This window comes from Streptomyces sp. DSM 42067 (assembly GCF_055792885.1).
Genome location: NZ_CM147706.1, coordinates 1,120,834 through 1,137,289 on the forward strand (window position 1 = coordinate 1,120,834; position 16,456 = coordinate 1,137,289).

Sequence of the window (16,456 nt, forward strand, 5' to 3'; positions counted from 1 at the left end):
TACAAAGAAAGCCGCACTTGTTGCCAAGAACCAGAACCGCGAACCACCGGCTGACGGTTTTTCACCTCGTTCAGCCGGTGGAAGGGGGAGTCGCTCGCGTGGTCACCGACCTCGTAGAGGCTCAAGTCCTGGAAGGAATCAGGGTCGTTGCGGCCTGTCCGCCGGGCACCGGTCTTTCATCGGCGCTCGCCGATGCGGGCGCTGAGGTCCACGCATGGCAGGCCGGCCGCGCCCCGGGCCCCGGACTGCCCGGGGAGACGGTGTCCGCCTCCCGCCTGATCCGCGCGAGCCGGCCCGATGTGGTTCATGCGCACAGCTCCAAGGCCGGTCTCGCCGCGCGGCTCGCCGTGCGCGGGCGTATCCCGACGGTGTTCCAGCCCCACGCCTGGTCCTTCGATGCGGTGGGCGGCACGACAGCGCGCGTTGCGCTGGCCTGGGAGCGGTACGCCGCCCGGTGGGCGGAGCGCATCCTGTGCGTCAGCGAGGCCGAACGCAGAACCGGCGAAGCTGCCGGAATCGCCGCCCGCTGGGCGGTGATCCGCAACGGTGTCGACGTGCGTTGGTTCGGTACCGATGACACCACGGCGCCCCCTTTAGAAGAAACGATTCTGCTGCTGTCCCGCACCCCCGCGCAGGGCCCCGTGGTCGTCTGTGTCGGCCGCCTGTGCCCGCAGAAGGGCCAGGACGTACTCCTACGGGCATGGCCCGAGATCACCCGTGCGGTTCCCGACGCCCGTCTGGTGCTGGTCGGCGACGGCCCCGACCGCGAGCGACTGCGGACACTCGCCTCCTCAGGAGTCCTGTTCACCGGAGCGGTCGACGGCACTCGTGACTGGATGAGGGCCGCCGACGTCGTCGTCCAGCCCTCCCGCTGGGAAGGCATGGCCCTGGCCCCGCTCGAAGCCATGGCCTGTGGCCGCCCTGTCGTCCTCACCGACGTCAGCGGGGCCAGGGAGAGCCTGCCACCGGGCCATGACCGCCACTGCCTCGTACCGCCGGACGATCCCGGGGCGCTGGCGGATGCCGTCGGCCGGCTGCTGGAGAACCCTCAGCTGCGGGACTCTCTGGGCCGCCAGGCCCGCTCCCATGCACGGGCGAATTTCGATGTGCAGGACACGGTCACCGCGGTCTCGGAGCTGTACCGGCAGCTCCTTGGCCTGCCCCAACCCACGACGACGGAGCGCATCACCCGATGACGATGGACAGCACACGTGCTCCCCATGCAGGCCAGGTCGGTGGTCAGGCAACTCCGGTACGGCGCCTGACACCCTCGGTACACCCGCCGCGCAGATCCTCCGACAACCGGCTGCCCGAGCCCCTGAGACGCAGACGGCTGCGGCATCGCCGCACTGCCTTCCCTCTTTTCGCCGTCGACGCACTCGCGCTGGTCCTCACCGTCGCTGTGATGCCAGGGCCGCAGCGGCCGGCGGCCGTGCTCGTACCGCTGCTGATGCTGCATGTGGCGCTGCACACCCGCCGAGGTCTCTACCGGCGACGGCTGTCGCCGTCGGCGCTTCCGGAACTTCCCGCGCTGCTCAGCCTTGCGCTGATCCTGTGGTGCACCGCGGCAGCGGGCCTCGCGGCTGTGGGACCTCAGCACGTGCTGGGCTGGGAGGCGCTGGCCGCCGCAGTGACCGCGCAGACGCTCATCGGCTGCGCGGGCCGGAGCGTTGTCCACCAGTTCCAGCGCTGGGCGGACGCCCGGCACAACCGGTCCACGCTGATCGTCGACGGTGGAGCCACCGCCCAACAGATCAGCTCACTCCTGCGCGCACTCGACGGATACGGGATGCGCCCGGTGGGCCTGGTGGGATCCGGCCCGGCCGCCGCCGGCAGCGAGGCCTCGGTACTGCCCGTCCTGGCCACCTATGAGGACATCGGCAGGGCCGTCATCCAGACCACCGTGCGTCACGTCCTCTTCGTGCGGCCCGCCCACGCCGAGCCCGAAGACCCCGCCCTCGTCCAGCTCTTCAACGAGCACGGAGTGCAGATGTGGCTTGTCGACACGGCTCTCCCCGCACAGCCGGCCGCGCTGCCGGACCACCTGTGGGGCTTCTCCGTACGGCCCCTGCAAGCACGCCGCCACCACCCCGCGGCCCGCTGGAGCAAGCGCGCACTCGACATCTGTCTGGCCGTCCTCGCCCTGCTCGCGACCGCGCCCGTGATGGCGCTCTGCGCCCTTGCCGTCCGCATCTCCGACGGGCCCGGCGTCATCTTCCGGCAGGAGCGGACCGGGCAGGACGGTCGCGCCTTCACGCTGCTGAAGTTCCGCACCCTGCGCCCTGCGGACGAGTACGAGTCCGCCACCCGCTGGAGTGTCGCCATGGACCACCGGATGAGCTACGTCGGCAATCTGCTGCGGCGGCTCTCCCTCGATGAACTGCCGCAGCTGTGGAACGTACTGCGCGGGGACATGAGCCTGGTCGGACCCCGGCCGGAACGCCCGTACTTCGTCTCGAAGTTCTCCCGCACCTATCCGGGCTACCGGGCCCGGCACCGTATGCCCGTCGGCATCACCGGTCTCGCCCAGGTCAACGGTTTGCGCGGCGACACCTCCATCGAGGACCGTGCGCGCTTCGACAACCACTACATCGACACGTGGTCGCTCTGGCATGACGTCTGCATCCTGCTCCGCACCGCGGGCTCCCTCTTCCGGCCGGGGGGAAGCTGACCGTGGCCATCGTGTCGACCGCTACGCCGCTATCGGGGCAGCGGATGTCCTCCCTCTCGCGCTGGTGGCCGCTCGCACCCGCGATCGCCCCCGTGCTCCTGTTGGCCGTACCCGTCGAGTACGGGAACGGATCGAGCACGTCCGCCCATGTCTCCGTCGCCGATGTGGCGTCGGCGTTCCTGGTGCTGTTCTGCGCGGTACGTCTCCTGCGCCACCGGGCCCGCCCGCTGACGCCCGTCGCCGCCGCTGTCCTGGGCATCCCGGCGGTCGGCTTCGCCGTCGCCACCATCACCGCCGCCGATCCGGTCGCCGCCCTCCCGGGCTTCGTCCGCTACCTCCAGGTCTTCGTGGTGGTACCGGCCGCCGTCGTACTTCTGCTCAGGGACGCCAGGGACTTCCGGGTGGTGGCGGGATCCTTCGTCGTACTCGCCCTGATCCAGGGGACCTTGGGCGTCCACCAGTACGTGACCGGCACCGGCGCCTCCTACATGGGCTCGGACATCCGGGCGGTGGGCACCTTCGGGCCCACCGACGTCATGGGTATGGCGACGGTCGTCGCCTATGGCCTGGTGATCGCCACCGGTCTTGCGCTCCGCCCCGCGCAGGGCGCGCCCCGCTGGCTGCGCCCCGCAGCCGCCTCCACCGCCGTGGCCCTCGCCCTCCCCCTTGTGCTCTCCTTCAGCCGGGGAGCGTGGATCGCGACGCTGCTCGGGAGCGTCGCGGTCATGCTGCTCGCCGGCCTGCGCCAGGCGGCGCGCGCGCTGGCGGCGGTGGTCGCCGTAGCGGTCGTACTCGTCGGCGGCTTCGGTGTCGGCTCCCAGGCCGTCTCGGCGCGGTTCAGCAGCATCACGCAGGTCACCGACGCTCCCGACCAGTCGGTCACCGACCGGTACACCATGTGGGCCGCCGCAGTGAGCATGTGGCGCGAGGAGCCCGCGACCGGAGTGGGCCTCAAAGGGTTTCCCGCGCACCGCGACGGCCATTCCTCGCTCGGGCTCTCCTCGGGCAGCGACACCGCGGGAGCGGGCCGGGCCTTCCAGCGCCAGCCCCTGCTCTCGCCGCACAGCATGTATCTGCTCGTCCTCAGCGAGCAGGGCCTCATCGGCGCCACCGCGCTGTTCGGCAGCTGGGCCGCACTGCTGGTGGGAGGGGTACGCCGGCTGACCGGAGCCCGTAGGGCCGAGGTGGACTGCGGACTGATGGCCATGGGGCTGATGATCTGGCAGACCGTCGACTTCCTGTACGCGGACATCGGCGGTCCTTCGACCGCCCTCACCGGCATCGTGTTCGGGCTCGTCGCATGGTGGGCGCTGGCTGAGCCCGAGACGTCGAGCAGCGTATGAACGAAGCGACAGCGGGCATCGGCCCGGGCGCCGACATCCGTCTGACAGTGCCGCCCCCGGCCGTCGTGCTCTACCCGTCGAAGGGCCGGCAGGAGCCGCAGGGCCCCCAGGGGCCGCCACGACTGGGACGGGTGCTGGCCAGGGCCGCCGCGGTCACCGCCGCTCTCACGGTGGCCGGATCGCTGCTGGGCCTGGTCCGCGACCAGACGATCGCGCACCTCTTCGGCGCGGGCAGCGACAGCGACGCGTTCCTGGTCGCCTGGACCGTGCCGGAGATGGCGTCGACGCTGCTTATCGAGGACGCGATGGCGCTGGTGCTGGTTCCGGCCTTCAGCCATGCGCTCGCCAGGCGTGCGGCGGGGGCCTCCCCGGACCCCGTACGCAGCCTGGTGTCCGCCACGCTGCCACGGCTGTTCGTGCTCCTGTCGTGCGCCGCCGGAGCGCTGATCCTGGGTGCGCAGGTGGTCGTGGAGATCCTGACGCCGGGGCTCGCCAGTCCCGAACTGGCCGTGAGCTGTACCCGGTTGACGGCCGTCACCGTGCTCACCTTCGGAATCAGCGGCTATCTCAGTGCGGCGCTGCGGGCTCACCGCAGCTATCTGCCGCCGGCCGCGATCTACCTCGCGTACAACGTCGGCATCATCGTGACCATGGTGGTGCTGCACTCCCTGTGGGGTGTGCGAGCCGCGGCGGCCGGAGTCGCCGCAGGCAGCATGCTGATGGTTCTGGTCCAGCTGCCTGCCTTCGTGCGGCATGTGAGGGTGAAGCGCCGCCGGAGAAAGTCCCGCCCCCATGGTGGCGGTGCCCCGGTCCGTACCGCGCGTCCTGCCCTCCTCGGTCTCGGCGTCCTCGCGCCCGTCGTCCTCTTCGCGGTCTGCCGCCAGTCCCAGGTCCTGATCGAGCGCTTCCTCGCGTCCTCGCTCCCGGCCGGAGCCATCTCGCATCTGAACTACGCACAGAAGGTCGCGCAGATGCCCATGGTGCTGTCCTTGATGATCTGTACGGTGACCTTCCCCATGGTCGCCCAGGCAATGGCCGACGGGGACGAGGACCGGGCCCGCCGCCGGGTCGAGCAGGATCTGGTACTGGCCGCAGTCGTGGTGCTCGTGGGCACCGCCCTCGTCGTCGGCTATGCGCCCCAGCTGATCGAAGTGCTCTTCCAGCGTGGTGCGTTCGGTGCCCAGGACGTCGCCACCACCGCCTCGGTCATGCGTGTCTACGCACTCGGACTGCTGGGCCACTGCCTCGTCGGCGCGCTGGTCAGGCCCTTCTTCTCCGCGTCGCGTCCCATCTGGTACCCGGCCGCCGTGATGGCCGCCGGACTGCTGATCACCACCGTCGTCGGTGCCTTCGCGGTCCAGCCCTGGGGTGTGTACGGCATCGCCGCAGCGAACGCCGTCGGCATCACCATGACGGCAGTGCTCCTCCTGAGCGGTCTCGGCTCGCGCGTGGTCTCCATCCGTGTGCGCGGGGTCACCGCGGCCCTCGGCCGGCTGACCGTCGCGGCCACCGCGGCCGGCGCCATCGGCTGGTTGCTCGCGCCGCTGGTGCCGGGCCCGCTGCTGAGCCTGGGCCTCGGGTGCCTGCTGGTGCCCGGCGTCTTCGCCGTCAGCGTGCTCGTCCTGCGCGGCCCGAACGTCGCCGAACTGCTCGACCTCACCAAACAAAGGTTCCGCCATGCCCGTTGACACCGCGTCGCGCGACGCCGCCCCGCTCGCACCGGCTCCCCGCGCCCCGCACCCACAGCCCTGGATCCTGCTGTACCACTCGGTGGGCGACCCGACCGACGACCCGTATGGCATCACCGTCGCCCCGGAGCGCCTCGAGCATCAACTGCGCTGGCTGCGCCGCAGCGGACTGACCGGCGTCGACGTCGGCACCCTGATGCGCGCCCGCGCGGCCGGCCGCGCCCGGGGTCTGGTCGGGCTGACCTTCGACGACGGCTACACCGACTTCATCGACCATGCGCTGCCGCTGCTGCAACGCCATGACTTCACCGCGACCGTGTTCGTCCTGCCCGGCAGGCTCGGCGGCGACAACGCCTGGGACCCGCTGGGCCCGCGCAGGCCGCTGCTGACCGCGGCGGGAATCCGCGCCGTGGCCGCCGCGGGCATGGAGATCGGCTCGCACGGCCGGTACCACCTGGATCTCACCGCGGCCACCGTGGACGAACTGCGCAAGGAGACGCGCGGGAGCCTTGAACGGCTCCGCCAGATCACCGGCGTCGCCCCGCAGGGCTTCTGCTACCCGTACGGCGCCGTCAACCAGCGGGCCGTGGAGGCCGTACGCGACGCCGGTTACGCCTATGCCTGCGCCATCACCCCGGGCCCGCTCGGCAGCGACCACGCCCTGCCGCGGACCCACATCAGCCACGCGGACCGCGGCCTGCGGCTGCGCACCAAGCGGCTGCGGCACCGCTTCCGGCAGCTGACCCGCGGTGACCTCCGGTGAAGGCCCTGCACATCATCACCGGGCTGGGCGTCGGCGGCGCCGAACAGCAACTGCGCCTGCTGCTGCGCCATCTGCCGGTCCACTGCGACGTGGTGACGCTCACCAACCCGGGACCCGTCGCCGAAGGGCTGCGTGCCGACGGTGTGTCCGTCACGCACCTGGCGATGAACGGCAACCGCGACCTCGCCGCGCTGCCCAGGCTGGCCGGGCTCATCAGACGGGGAAGGTACGACCTGGTCCACACCCACCTCTACCGCGCCTGTGTGTACGGGCGGATCGCAGCCCGTATGGCCGGCGTCCGCACCACGATCGCCACCGAACACTCCCTGGGCGAGCGGCAGATCGAAGGGCGGCCCCTCACCCGGGGGATCCGCGCCCTGTATCTGAGGACGGAGAAGCTCGGCTCGGCGACCGTGGCCGTCTCGGCGACCATCGCCGACCGGCTGCGCACCTGGGGGGTGCCCGCCCAGCGCATCCACCTCGTACCGAACGGGATCGACGCGGAGAGTCTCCGCTTCGACCAGGGAACCAGGCTCGCCACCCGCGCACAGCTCTCCATCCCGGCAGGCGCCTTCGTCGTGGGAGGCGTGGGCAGGCTCGTGCCCGGCAAGCGCTTCGAGCTGCTGGTACGGGCGGTCGCCGCCATCCCCGATGCCCGCCTGGTGCTGGCGGGGGACGGACCGGAGCGGACCGCGCTGCGTACCCTCGCCCGGCGGCTCGGCGCTGCCGACCGTATCCGGTTCCTCGGCGAATGCGATGCGCTCGCGGACGCCCCCGATCGCGGCGTCCCCGCAATCCCCGCCGTGCTCAGCGCACTTGACGTCTTCGTCTCCGCCTCTGAGGAGGAGTCGTTCGGGCTCGCCGCCGTCGAGGCCCTCGCCGCCGGACTGCCGGTCCTACACGTCTCCTGCCCCGCCATCGAGGATCTGCCCGCAGCACTGACGCCCGGTGCCGTCCGGGTCGCAGGCCGTGCCGACGCGCTGGAGGCGGCGCTGCGGATCCAGATGTCCACGGAAGCGCGCCGCCTTCAGCCGCCCCCCGTTGTCAGCCACTACGACATCGCGCGCAGCGCCAGAAGCCTCCTGGACGTGTACGCGCGCGCCGTCGCCTCCGCCCCGTCCACCGACCCGACGAAGAAGTGAGCACCACCATGGCCGAGTTGTCCCAGGAAAAGCCCCCCCTTCCCCGGCGGTCCAGCCCGCGCCGGAGGAAGTTCATGTTCCTGCCCGCCTGGTGGCCGCTGGTCCTGTTCATCCTCATCGGGGTGGCGGGAGGTGCCTCCTACAGCGTGCGCGCAGCGCCGGAGTACGCGGCCACCACCTATGTCGTCGTGGTGCCCGCCAAGGGTTCCGACCCCGCCACCGCCCTCGGCTTCGCCCAGGCCTACGGCCGCATCTCCACCAGCTCATCCATCCTCGCCTATGCCCAGACCGCGGACGGCGTACCGGACAAGCTGCCCGCCCGGCAGGTCCAGGCCCAGACCTCGCCGGATTCACCGGTGATCGAGATCACCGGGACCTCCACCAGCCGGGACGAGGCCGCCAATATCGCCAACGCGGTCGCCGACTCCCTCATGAACAGCGGCAACGCGGCAGCGAAGGACACCGGCGTCCGGCTGGTGGACTTCTCGGCGGCCATCGCGCCCGCCAAGCCCGTCTCCCCGTCGCTTCCTGTCGACATCGCCGTCGGCGGCTGTGCGGGCGGCGTCATCGGCGCTCTCGTACTGCTCGTGCGGCCCCGGCGCGAGCAGTGGACCGCGAGGACCCCGGTCCCCGCTCCTGCCCGGTCGGGAGAGGCCGCCGCCAAGGCGAAGGAACACATCTGATGGCCACGGCGACCGAAGCCGGAACGGGCTATGCCGCGACGCTGTGCCGCGACGACCGGCAGTTCGCGGAGCTGGAGGAGGAGTGGGGCAGGCTGCACCGCCGCGGCGCAGCGGCCACCCCGTTCCAGAGCCACTCCTGGTTGCACTCCTGGTGGCTCTCGTACGGCACACCGGGCCGGCTGCGTGTCGTCCTCGTACGGCGCGGCGGGACACTGGTCGGGGCCGCTCCCCTGATGCTCGTACACCGTCCGCTGCCGCTGCTGGTTCCGCTGGGCGGAGGTATCTCCGATTTCTCCGACATCCTCGTCGACGACTCACACGCGCCCGGCGTGCTGAACGCGCTGGCCGATGGACTGCGCCGCACCGGGCGCCATGCGGTGATCGATCTGCGTGAGGTACGTCCCGGAGCTGCGGCGGAGCAGCTGTTCGACGTCTGGCCGGGGGCGCGGCGCAGGCTCAGCGACTCGGTCTGTCTGGAGCTGCCCGCCCAGCCCATCGAAGAGCTGATGAAGCGGCTCGCATCCTCGAGGGCCCAGCGCGTACGGGCCAAGTTGCGCAAGGTCGATGCGCTGCGCATCGAGGAGCACGCCGTTGCCGAGCACGAAGTCCCGTCCACCATCCGCGAGTTGCTGCGCCTTCATGAGCTGCAGTGGCGCGGGCGGGGTATCACCCCCGAGCACCTCCAGCCCCGTTTCGCCGAGCATCTGACGCGCGCCACCCGGCGCATGGTCAGGGACGGGGACGCGGCGCTGACGGAGTACCGGCTGGACGGCGCGGTGGTGGCGGCCAATGTGACGCTCCAGTCCGCGCACCTCACCGGCGGCTATCTGTACGGCGCAGACCCGGAACTCCGTACCAGGAAGGTCGACGTCGCGACCATGCTGCTGCGGCGCGACGCACAGCATGCGGTGGAGACGGGCCGGAGCGTCATCAGCCTGCTGCGCGGCACGGAACCGTACAAGACCCATTGGCGTCCGGCCACCGTCACCAACCAGCGGCTGCTTCTGGCCCCGTCCGCGCTGGCGCCGATGCTGAGCCTGTACGCGGCGCAGCTGGCCGGCCGCGACCGGGCGACCGAGGTACTGCGCTCGCTCGTCCCCGCGGTGCGGGAGTGGCGCGTCAAGCTCAACAACGTGCGGGCGGGTGGCGGGCGGTGACCCACAACCAGGCGCAGTGCGCCGCCTCCTCAGCCGTCCCGCCGACGGACGCGCCAACACATCGTGCGGGGCTTCGCCCGCCTCCCGGCCCAGTCATCCAGATCGACCGGTACGCACCCCACGGTCGTATTGACGTCCGACGCTGCAGGGTCCTTGCCCGGCACCGGCTCGGGCTTGGCCGACTCGGACATCTTGGCGCGGTAGACCCTCGAGGCGTCGGGGTTCTCGTCGCACTGCCACACACCGTGCGGGCAGTAGTCCGTGATCGACTGGTAGAGCGGCTTGTGTGCGTCGAACCATTCGAGCATCCCGCGCATGTACACGGCATTGTCACCGTTGCGGAAGAGACCCCATTCGGGATAGGAGATCTCCTTCTTGTGCGCGGCCGCGAAGTCGATCTGCGCCTGCAGCCCGTACGGTCCTTTGACGTGCTCCTCGAAGGTTTCGGCCGGGGGCTGGTCGTACGAGTCCATCCCGATGATGTCGACCGTGTCGTCACCCGGATAACACCGGGTCCAGGCGATCGCGTCCGTTCCGCGGCTGGGTGCGAAGTCGAATGTGAGTTTCTGCCCCGGGACGGAGCGCATCGCGTTGACGATGCGATTCCAGTACGCCTTCCAGGACTCCGGGTCCGGGCCGCAGCGATGCGTATAGGTGGTCCCGTTCATCTCCCAGCCCAGGACGACGATCGTGTCGGGTACTCCCAGACGCACCAGCCGTATGGCGAGCTTGCGGAAGTGGTCGTCGAAGTCTCCCCGCGCGCCCTGCCTGAGGAGCGAGCGGACCTCGTCGTCGGAGAGGCCCTCCTCATTGCGCTCGAGCATGGGCACATTGAGCACGAACATCCGGTCGTCCTGGGCCCGCCGCCAGCGCGCCCAGGCCTGCAGATAGCCCGGCCGGCCCTCGATGTTGGACCAGACGTCACCCGGCAGGTAGGTGTGGCCGACCCGCAGGTTCGCTCCCCCCAGCCAGCGGGACAGCTCGCCCATACGCTCCACACCGGCCGGGCCGTAGTCCAGGTACGCACCCACGGCGGGCTCCGAAGCCCGCGACGGGGCCGGCTTCGGAACGGGGGCGGACTCCGCGGGCGGCGGGACGGGTGGCGCCGGATCTCCGAGCCCCACTCGGACGATGAGAAGACCGGCGGCCACGGTCCCGATGCAGGTGACCATCAACCGACGGCGTTGGTGAAGCATTGACTTCTCCCCCTGAAGGCCGGCGAATCAGCGGATTCATGAGCCTTTTCTCAAACAATCCTATTAATGGGCGGCTTGGGCACTCTGCGGAGCCCATTGGCGACTTTTATACCCCGTCCCATTCCATCCAGGTGAAAGACGTGACGTGAATGCCACCGTTCTGCGCCGGGGTACCCACCCTGCTCCTTCGACTGGACCGGAATCCCCTGCACCACGGCACCCTTGGAGCGGTCAGGTCACTGGGCCGCGCAGGAGTGGAAGTCCATGCCGTTGTCGAATCGGCGGACAGCCCGGTCACCAGGTCCCGATATCTGCACCGGTCGCACCCCAGGCCGGAAGGCGCCATCACGCCGGACCTCTTTCACCGGACGCTGCTTCAGATCTCCGATGAGATCGGGAGACCAGCGGTGCTGATCGCGATGGATGACATCAGCGCCATCCATATCGCGGCACTCGCTCCGCGTCTCACCGGGCGCTATCTCCTTCCGGAGCAGCCGCCGGACCTGCCGGGGCGCCTTGCCGACAAGGAGGAACTCGCCGGGCTGTGCAAGCGTCTGGGGATCCCGCATCCGGCCATGGTCATCCCTGCCAGCGCTGCCGAGGCCGCGGCGGCGCCCTGGGAGCTGGGGCTTCCCATGGTGGCGAAGTGGAGCCGCCCTTGGCTGCTCACCGCCGGATCAGGGCTGCGCAGCACGACCCTGGTGCACACGGCGGCCGACGCGGCGCGGCTGCACGAACAGGGCGATGCGGCGGGCAGCCGCCTGCTGCTCCAGCGCTATCTGCCGTACAGGCCGGACAGCGACTGGTTCTTCCACGGCTACTTCGGGGACCAGGACCGCTGTCTGGTGGGCGGCACGGGCCGGAAGGTGCTCTCCTGGCCGCTCCGTACCGGACTGACGGCGCTGGGCAGATGGCAGCCCAACCCGGAGGTGGAGAAGGCCGCCCTGCGGCTCGCGGCCCATGTCGGGTACCGCGGAATCCTCGATCTCGACTTCCGTTGGGACGAATCCAGCGGCACCTTCCACCTGCTGGACTTCAATCCGCGCCTGGGCGCCCAGTTCCGTCTCTTCACCGACCGGGACGGCCTCGATGTCGTACGGGCCCAGTACCTGGACCTGACGGGTCGTCCCGTGCCCAGGCCCCGCAGCAGGCCGGGACGGGTCTTCGTCGCCGAGAACTACGCCCTGCTCTCGCTGTTGGCCTCCGGGGGCCGCGCTCGACCCTTCAGGACCGCGGGGCCGGACAACAGCCGGTCCGCCGGGTGCCCGCCTGACGGCGCCGGCACAGCCAGCAGGCGCGGCGGCACCGAGAGCGCCTGGTTCGCGGCCGATGACATCGCCCCCTTCCTGTCCATGGCAGCGGTGTGGTTCGGCAGGGGACTGCGCAAAGGCAGGAACCGGCTGCGAAGACCGGGCGTACGGACTCCCCGCCGACGCGGCAGGGCCATGCCCGTCCCCCGTGCCGCGCCCGACGGCGGCTCCGCGTCACACCCCGACAGCGCGTCCATGCCACGATGAGAAAGGCGAGATCGAATCATGTACGACCTGGCAGTCATTGGGGCCGGCCCTTACGGGCTGTCCATCGCTTCGCACGCGGCCGCGGCCGGACTGAGGACCCGGGTGCTCGGCAGACCGATGGCGTCGTGGCGCGATCACATGCCGCGGGGCATGTTCCTCAAGTCGGAACCCTGGTCGTCCAATCTGTCCGACCCCTCGGGCAGCCACACCCTCGATGCCTACTGCGCCGCCCGCGAGTTGCGGCCGAGCCACGGCAAGCCACTGGCCATCAGCACCTTCACCGAGTACGGCATGTGGTTCGCCGAGCGGGCGGCGCCACCGGTCGAGGAGCGCACCGTGACGCGGGTGTCCCCTGGCCGCTCCGGATTCCGTGTCGAGACGGCCGAGGGCGAGCGGTTCTCCGCGCGCACCGTGGCCCTCGCGGTGGGGGTCATGCCGTTCCTCAACATCCCCGAGCAGCTGAAGGGCCTTCCCGCCGACCGCTACTCCCACAGCAGCAGCCACCGGGACCTGAGCCGCTTCAGCGGCAAGGAGGTCACCGTCGTCGGAGCCGGCCAGGCGGCGCTGGAGACCGCGGCCCTGCTGGCCGAGCACGGCGCGCGGCCGCGGCTCGTCGCCCGTGCGGGCCAACTCAACTGGAACACCCCGCCGCAGCCGCTTCGCCGCGGACTGCTGCGCTCGCTCCGCGAGCCGCACAGCGGGCTGGGGACAGGCTGGACCAGCTGGGTCTGGTCCGAGATCCCCGCATTCGTACGGCACCTTCCGGGCGACGCCCGTGCCCATATCGCCGCCACGGCGCTCGGGCCCGCGGGCGCCTGGTGGCTGCGCGACCGATTCGAGCAGCAGGTGCCCGTAGAGCTGGGGCAGGAACTGCTCGGGGCCACCGAGGCGGGGGATCGTATCCGGCTGACGCTCATCGCTCCCGGTCGCGCGGGCATCCGCACTGTCGAGACGGACCATGTCATCGCGGCCACTGGCTTCACGCCCGACCTCGGCAGGCTGGAATTGCTCGACGACCGCCTGCGGCGCTTGCTCGGCACTGTCGGCCGCAGCAGGTCACCGGAGTTGAATGCGGGATTCGAGTCCTCGTATCCCGGGCTGTTCTTCGCGGGACTTCTTGCCGCGCCGTCGTTCGGCCCTTCCATGCGCTTTGTGTACGGGGCCACCTTCACGGCTGGACGGCTGGTACGCGGGGTGCAGCGCCGCCTGACGTCGTCCCGGCCACTCCGCTGGAGTCGGCGGAGCTGCGGCCAAGGACGGAACTGAAGGCGAGCATGGGGCGACGCCGCCGCCCCATCCGTACCCGGCGAAGGGCACAGTCGCCGAGGGTTCACTTCAAACCCGGGGTTACTTCAAGCCCGGGGTCACTTCAAGCTCGGCCGTAATTCCGGTCGGCGATGGGCGACTTGAAGGATCTGACGGCCAGAGATCCTCGAAGCGCAAAGAAAAGATTGCCGAGTCGGTGCCGTTTCCTGCTGACGGCATGAAATAACGTTTCTCCCGTCGCAAGCAGTCTCTGTGAGGTTCAGGTCGTATGAATGAATTCTCCGGCACCCCGCAATCGAGCCTGCCTGTCAGGCGGAGGTGGGGAATCCCAGGCTGGACCGTTGCCGTCACCGTGCTCACTTCGGTGCTCGCGCTGGGCGCATTCCAGACAGACGACGTGATGTCGTCGGCAAAACAGCCTGCCCCGAAGAGCCGCGCGATGAATGTGCTGCTTGTGGGAACTGACAACCGGGACACCGTCACGCAGGAGGAGAAGAAGCGGTACCGCCTCGGCAGTATCGGCTGCGGGTGCACGGACACCATGATGCTGGTCCATATCGCGCAGGACCGGAAGAGGGTCAGTGTCATCAGCCTTCCCCGCGACTCCCTCGCGCGGATTCCTGCATACACCGACCGTACGGGGAAGAAGCACAAGAGTCACCTTGCAAAAATCAACGCGGCATACGCGGAAGGCGGCCCGGGCCTTAGCATGCGTACAGTCGAGAACATGACGGGCGTAAAGATCGACCGGTTCCTGGCCGTCGACTTCTCCCGCTTCATGAAGACCGTCGATGAACTGGGCGGACTCGATATCTGCACCGACCGCAGGCTCAAGGATCCGGCGACCGCTCTCGACCTCCCTGTGGGCACGCACCACCTGGGCGGCGGCGAGGCGCTGCAATACGCACGCTCCCGCAAGGTGGACAATCTTGCCGACTTCGGCCGTATCCAGCGACAGCAGAAATTCCTCGTCTCCTTCATCAAGGAGATCTCGAGCGATGGAACGCTGCAGAATCCGGTCCGGCTGGCGAAGCTGGGTTCGGTGCTGCTGCCCGCCACCCGGACGGAGCGGGCCTTCACGGTGAAGGACATTCTGTCGCTGGCCAGGGAACTGCGGAACATCGGCCTCAGCTCGCTCGAATTCGCCACCGTTCCCATCAAGGGATACGCCGACATCAAGGGCGTCGGCTCCACCCTCACGTGGGACGAGGCGAAATCCGCGGCCGTGTTCAAGGCCGTGCGTGCGGGCAGGTCACTGGCGACGGCCAAGGCCGCACTCCCTGCCGGAATTCACACCACCCCGAGCATGGGCGAGTTCGTCCCCGTCAAGGGAACCCGACTCGCCTGCAGTTGACGGCGACTGTCGGCGCGCCGCTGGGACAAGGCTCGCCTGGCCGCAGCGATAACACTCGTTCGGCCGTCGGGCGAATGCCCTCTCCCATCTGCGGGAGCTTCTCCTCCAGAGGGAGGACAAGCTGCGAGCGGTCGCACACCAGGCGTCATTCCGGCTGCCTGAACGCCGGAACTACGAGAGGTAGCTGGTCATGAGGGTCCCGGCGCAGACGGCCGAGCGACGCACGCCACAGCCGCACGAGGTGAATCTCGCCCACCCGTCATTCTGGCAACTCCCGCAGGCCGCACGCTTGGACGCCTTCGCGGCGCTCAGACGCCTCGAGCAGCCGGCGTACTTCATGGAGCGTCCCGCCTCGTGGCGCCGACCGGAGCGGGGCTTCTACGCGCTGGTGAAACACGCCGATGTGGTGCGGGCCAGCCGGCTTCCCAAGGTGTTCGCCAGCGCTCCGGCCGTCACCACCCCGGAGCCCGCCAGGTGGGTCAGATTCCTGTTCGGCGAATCCATGGTCAACCTGGACGACCCGCACCACGCCCAGCTGCGGCGGGTGGTCTCGCGCGCCTTCACCCCGCGGCTGCTCGCTGCCGCGGAGGAGGACATCTGCCGAGTCGCGGGCCGCATCGTGGACGACATGATCGCGCAGCGGCCCGGCGAGTTCGTGTCGTCGGTGGCTTCCCGTATGCCGTTCGAGGTCATCTGCAATCTCATGGGCATCCCGGAGCACTACCGGCCCGAGATCGCAGGGCAGATCAATCACGCGTCCGAGAACGTGGGCGTCAAGCGCACCCTCGGCGCCAGGCTGCGGATGCCGGGACGGGGCCTGCGGGCGCTGGCCCGCATGCACCTGATGATGGCGGCGCTGGGCCGCGAACGCCGCCGTCAGCCCACGGAGGACCTCATCTCCGCCCTGGTGTCCGCAGACGTCGACGGCCAGAAGCTGAATGCACGTCAGCTCGGCGCGTTCTTCTCCCTGCTGATGGTGGCAGGCGTGGAGACCACACGTAACGCCATCGCCCATGCGCTGACGCTGCTGACCTGGAACCCTGAACAACGGGCCCTGCTCACCTCCGACTTCGACCGGTACGCGGATGGGGCGGTTGAGGAGGTCGTACGTCACTCGACGCCGATCATTCAGTTCCGCAGGACGGTGACCGCGGAGTACTCGCTGGGCGGGCGTACCTTCCGCCCCGGCGACAAAGTGGTCCTCTACTACGCATCCGCCAACCGCGACGAGGCGGTCTTCACCGACCCTGACGCCTTCGACATCACCCGCACCCCCAACCCGCATCTGGGATACGGCGGCGGTGGCCCGCACTTCTGCCTGGGCGCACATCTGGCGCGCCTCGAGATCAAGGGCCTGTTCCGCGAGCTGCTGAGCCGACCGCGGGCGCTGCGCGCCGTGGGCATCCCCGAACTGGCCGGCTCGAACTTCGACAACCGGGTGCGCGCCCTGCGCTTCACCTTCGACCCGCCGGTCGCCTGACAGCGCGTCCCGCACACCCGCTCATCAGGTCGGCGACCAACAGTGCGCAGGGGGTGGCGCCCGTTGCCCGCGTGGGTGGCGAGGAGGTCGGTCAGGGCAGGGGCAGTCGTCGGTGATCCGGGCGCGGCCCACGAGGCGGCGCCGCACCGATCAGGACGACGTCGTGGTGATCGCCGAGCACCTGAGGTAGAGCGCT

The 16,456-nt window shown here is 70.0% G+C and carries 13 protein-coding genes; 12 read left to right on the forward strand and 1 reads right to left on the reverse strand.

Annotation, left to right across the window (positions count from 1 at the left end; translation table 11 throughout):
• Window positions 1-17 precede the first annotated feature (17 nt).
• From ACSMXV_RS05390 to ACSMXV_RS05425, 8 genes are all read left to right on the forward strand, one after another.
• Complete coding sequence (locus ACSMXV_RS05390; RefSeq protein WP_473176557.1) at window positions 18-1,196, forward strand: glycosyltransferase; 1,179 nt, start codon at window positions 18-20, stop codon at window positions 1,194-1,196.
• Window positions 1,193-2,671, forward strand: coding sequence for a sugar transferase (locus ACSMXV_RS05395; protein WP_473176558.1), 1,479 nt, complete (start codon window positions 1,193-1,195; stop codon window positions 2,669-2,671). Before ACSMXV_RS05390 ends, ACSMXV_RS05395 begins: the two co-directional genes overlap by 4 nt.
• Window positions 2,672-2,715: 44 nt before the next feature.
• Complete coding sequence (locus ACSMXV_RS05400) at window positions 2,716-4,014, forward strand: O-antigen ligase family protein (protein WP_473178835.1); 1,299 nt, start codon at window positions 2,716-2,718, stop codon at window positions 4,012-4,014.
• A complete protein-coding gene (murJ, locus tag ACSMXV_RS05405) occupies window positions 4,011-5,702 on the forward strand; it encodes a murein biosynthesis integral membrane protein MurJ (protein WP_473176559.1) in 1,692 nt (563 codons plus the stop codon). The genes ACSMXV_RS05400 and murJ overlap by 4 nt, the downstream gene beginning before the upstream one ends.
• A complete protein-coding gene (locus ACSMXV_RS05410; RefSeq protein ID WP_473176560.1) occupies window positions 5,692-6,465 on the forward strand; it encodes a polysaccharide deacetylase family protein in 774 nt (257 codons plus the stop codon). The genes murJ and ACSMXV_RS05410 overlap by 11 nt, the downstream gene beginning before the upstream one ends.
• On the forward strand, window positions 6,462-7,607 hold the full coding sequence (locus ACSMXV_RS05415) for a glycosyltransferase (protein ID WP_473176561.1): 1,146 nt from the start codon (window positions 6,462-6,464) through the stop codon (window positions 7,605-7,607). The genes ACSMXV_RS05410 and ACSMXV_RS05415 overlap by 4 nt, the downstream gene beginning before the upstream one ends.
• 74 nt (window positions 7,608-7,681) lie before the next feature.
• Entirely contained in the window at window positions 7,682-8,290 is a 609-nt protein-coding gene (locus ACSMXV_RS05420; RefSeq protein ID WP_473176562.1) for a YveK family protein, read from the forward strand.
• Entirely contained in the window at window positions 8,290-9,447 is a 1,158-nt protein-coding gene (locus ACSMXV_RS05425) for a GNAT family N-acetyltransferase (RefSeq protein ID WP_473176563.1), read from the forward strand. Before ACSMXV_RS05420 ends, ACSMXV_RS05425 begins: the two co-directional genes overlap by 1 nt.
• 29 nt (window positions 9,448-9,476) lie before the next feature.
• On the opposite strand, the gene ACSMXV_RS05430 is transcribed toward ACSMXV_RS05425, so the two are convergent.
• Window positions 9,477-10,643 carry a glycoside hydrolase family 26 protein gene (locus ACSMXV_RS05430; RefSeq protein WP_473176564.1) on the reverse strand — a complete coding sequence of 389 codons (1,167 nt, stop codon included), beginning with the start codon at window positions 10,641-10,643 and terminating at the stop codon, window positions 9,477-9,479.
• Between the two features lie 407 nt (window positions 10,644-11,050).
• Between ACSMXV_RS05430 and ACSMXV_RS05435 the strand changes: the two genes are divergently transcribed.
• The 4 genes from ACSMXV_RS05435 (at window position 11,051) to ACSMXV_RS05450 (ending at window position 16,260) form a co-directional block, all read left to right on the forward strand.
• Window positions 11,051-12,160, forward strand: coding sequence for an ATP-grasp domain-containing protein (locus tag ACSMXV_RS05435; RefSeq protein ID WP_473176565.1), 1,110 nt, complete (start codon window positions 11,051-11,053; stop codon window positions 12,158-12,160).
• An 18-nt stretch (window positions 12,161-12,178) separates the two neighbouring features.
• Window positions 12,179-13,426, forward strand: coding sequence for an NAD(P)-binding domain-containing protein (locus ACSMXV_RS05440; RefSeq protein ID WP_473176566.1), 1,248 nt, complete (start codon window positions 12,179-12,181; stop codon window positions 13,424-13,426).
• Between the two features lie 454 nt (window positions 13,427-13,880).
• Window positions 13,881-14,780 (forward strand): LCP family protein, encoded by a 900-nt coding sequence (locus ACSMXV_RS05445; protein WP_473176567.1) that lies wholly within the window; start codon window positions 13,881-13,883, stop codon window positions 14,778-14,780.
• Window positions 14,781-14,970: 190 nt separating this feature from the next.
• A complete protein-coding gene (locus ACSMXV_RS05450) occupies window positions 14,971-16,260 on the forward strand; it encodes a cytochrome P450 (protein ID WP_473176568.1) in 1,290 nt (429 codons plus the stop codon).
• The last annotated feature ends 196 nt before the right edge of the window (window positions 16,261-16,456 follow it).

Excerpts from the sequence above, each read along its gene's own strand:
- murJ (WP_473176559.1), top strand. The coding sequence starts at position 4,011 with ATGAACGAAGCGACAGCGGGCATCGGCCCGGGCGCCGACATCCGTCTG.
- ACSMXV_RS05400 (WP_473178835.1), top strand. The coding sequence starts at position 2,716 with ATGTCCTCCCTCTCGCGCTGGTGGCCGCTCGCACCCGCGATCGCCCCC.
- ACSMXV_RS05420 (WP_473176562.1), top strand. The coding sequence starts at position 7,682 with ATGTTCCTGCCCGCCTGGTGGCCGCTGGTCCTGTTCATCCTCATCGGG.
- ACSMXV_RS05450 (WP_473176568.1), top strand. The coding sequence starts at position 14,971 with ATGAGGGTCCCGGCGCAGACGGCCGAGCGACGCACGCCACAGCCGCAC.
- ACSMXV_RS05440 (WP_473176566.1), top strand. The coding sequence starts at position 12,179 with ATGTACGACCTGGCAGTCATTGGGGCCGGCCCTTACGGGCTGTCCATC.
- ACSMXV_RS05430 (WP_473176564.1), bottom strand. The coding sequence starts at position 10,643 with ATGCTTCACCAACGCCGTCGGTTGATGGTCACCTGCATCGGGACCGTG.
- ACSMXV_RS05395 (WP_473176558.1), top strand. The coding sequence starts at position 1,193 with ATGACGATGGACAGCACACGTGCTCCCCATGCAGGCCAGGTCGGTGGT.
- ACSMXV_RS05425 (WP_473176563.1), top strand. The coding sequence starts at position 8,290 with ATGGCCACGGCGACCGAAGCCGGAACGGGCTATGCCGCGACGCTGTGC.
- ACSMXV_RS05410 (WP_473176560.1), top strand. The coding sequence starts at position 5,692 with ATGCCCGTTGACACCGCGTCGCGCGACGCCGCCCCGCTCGCACCGGCT.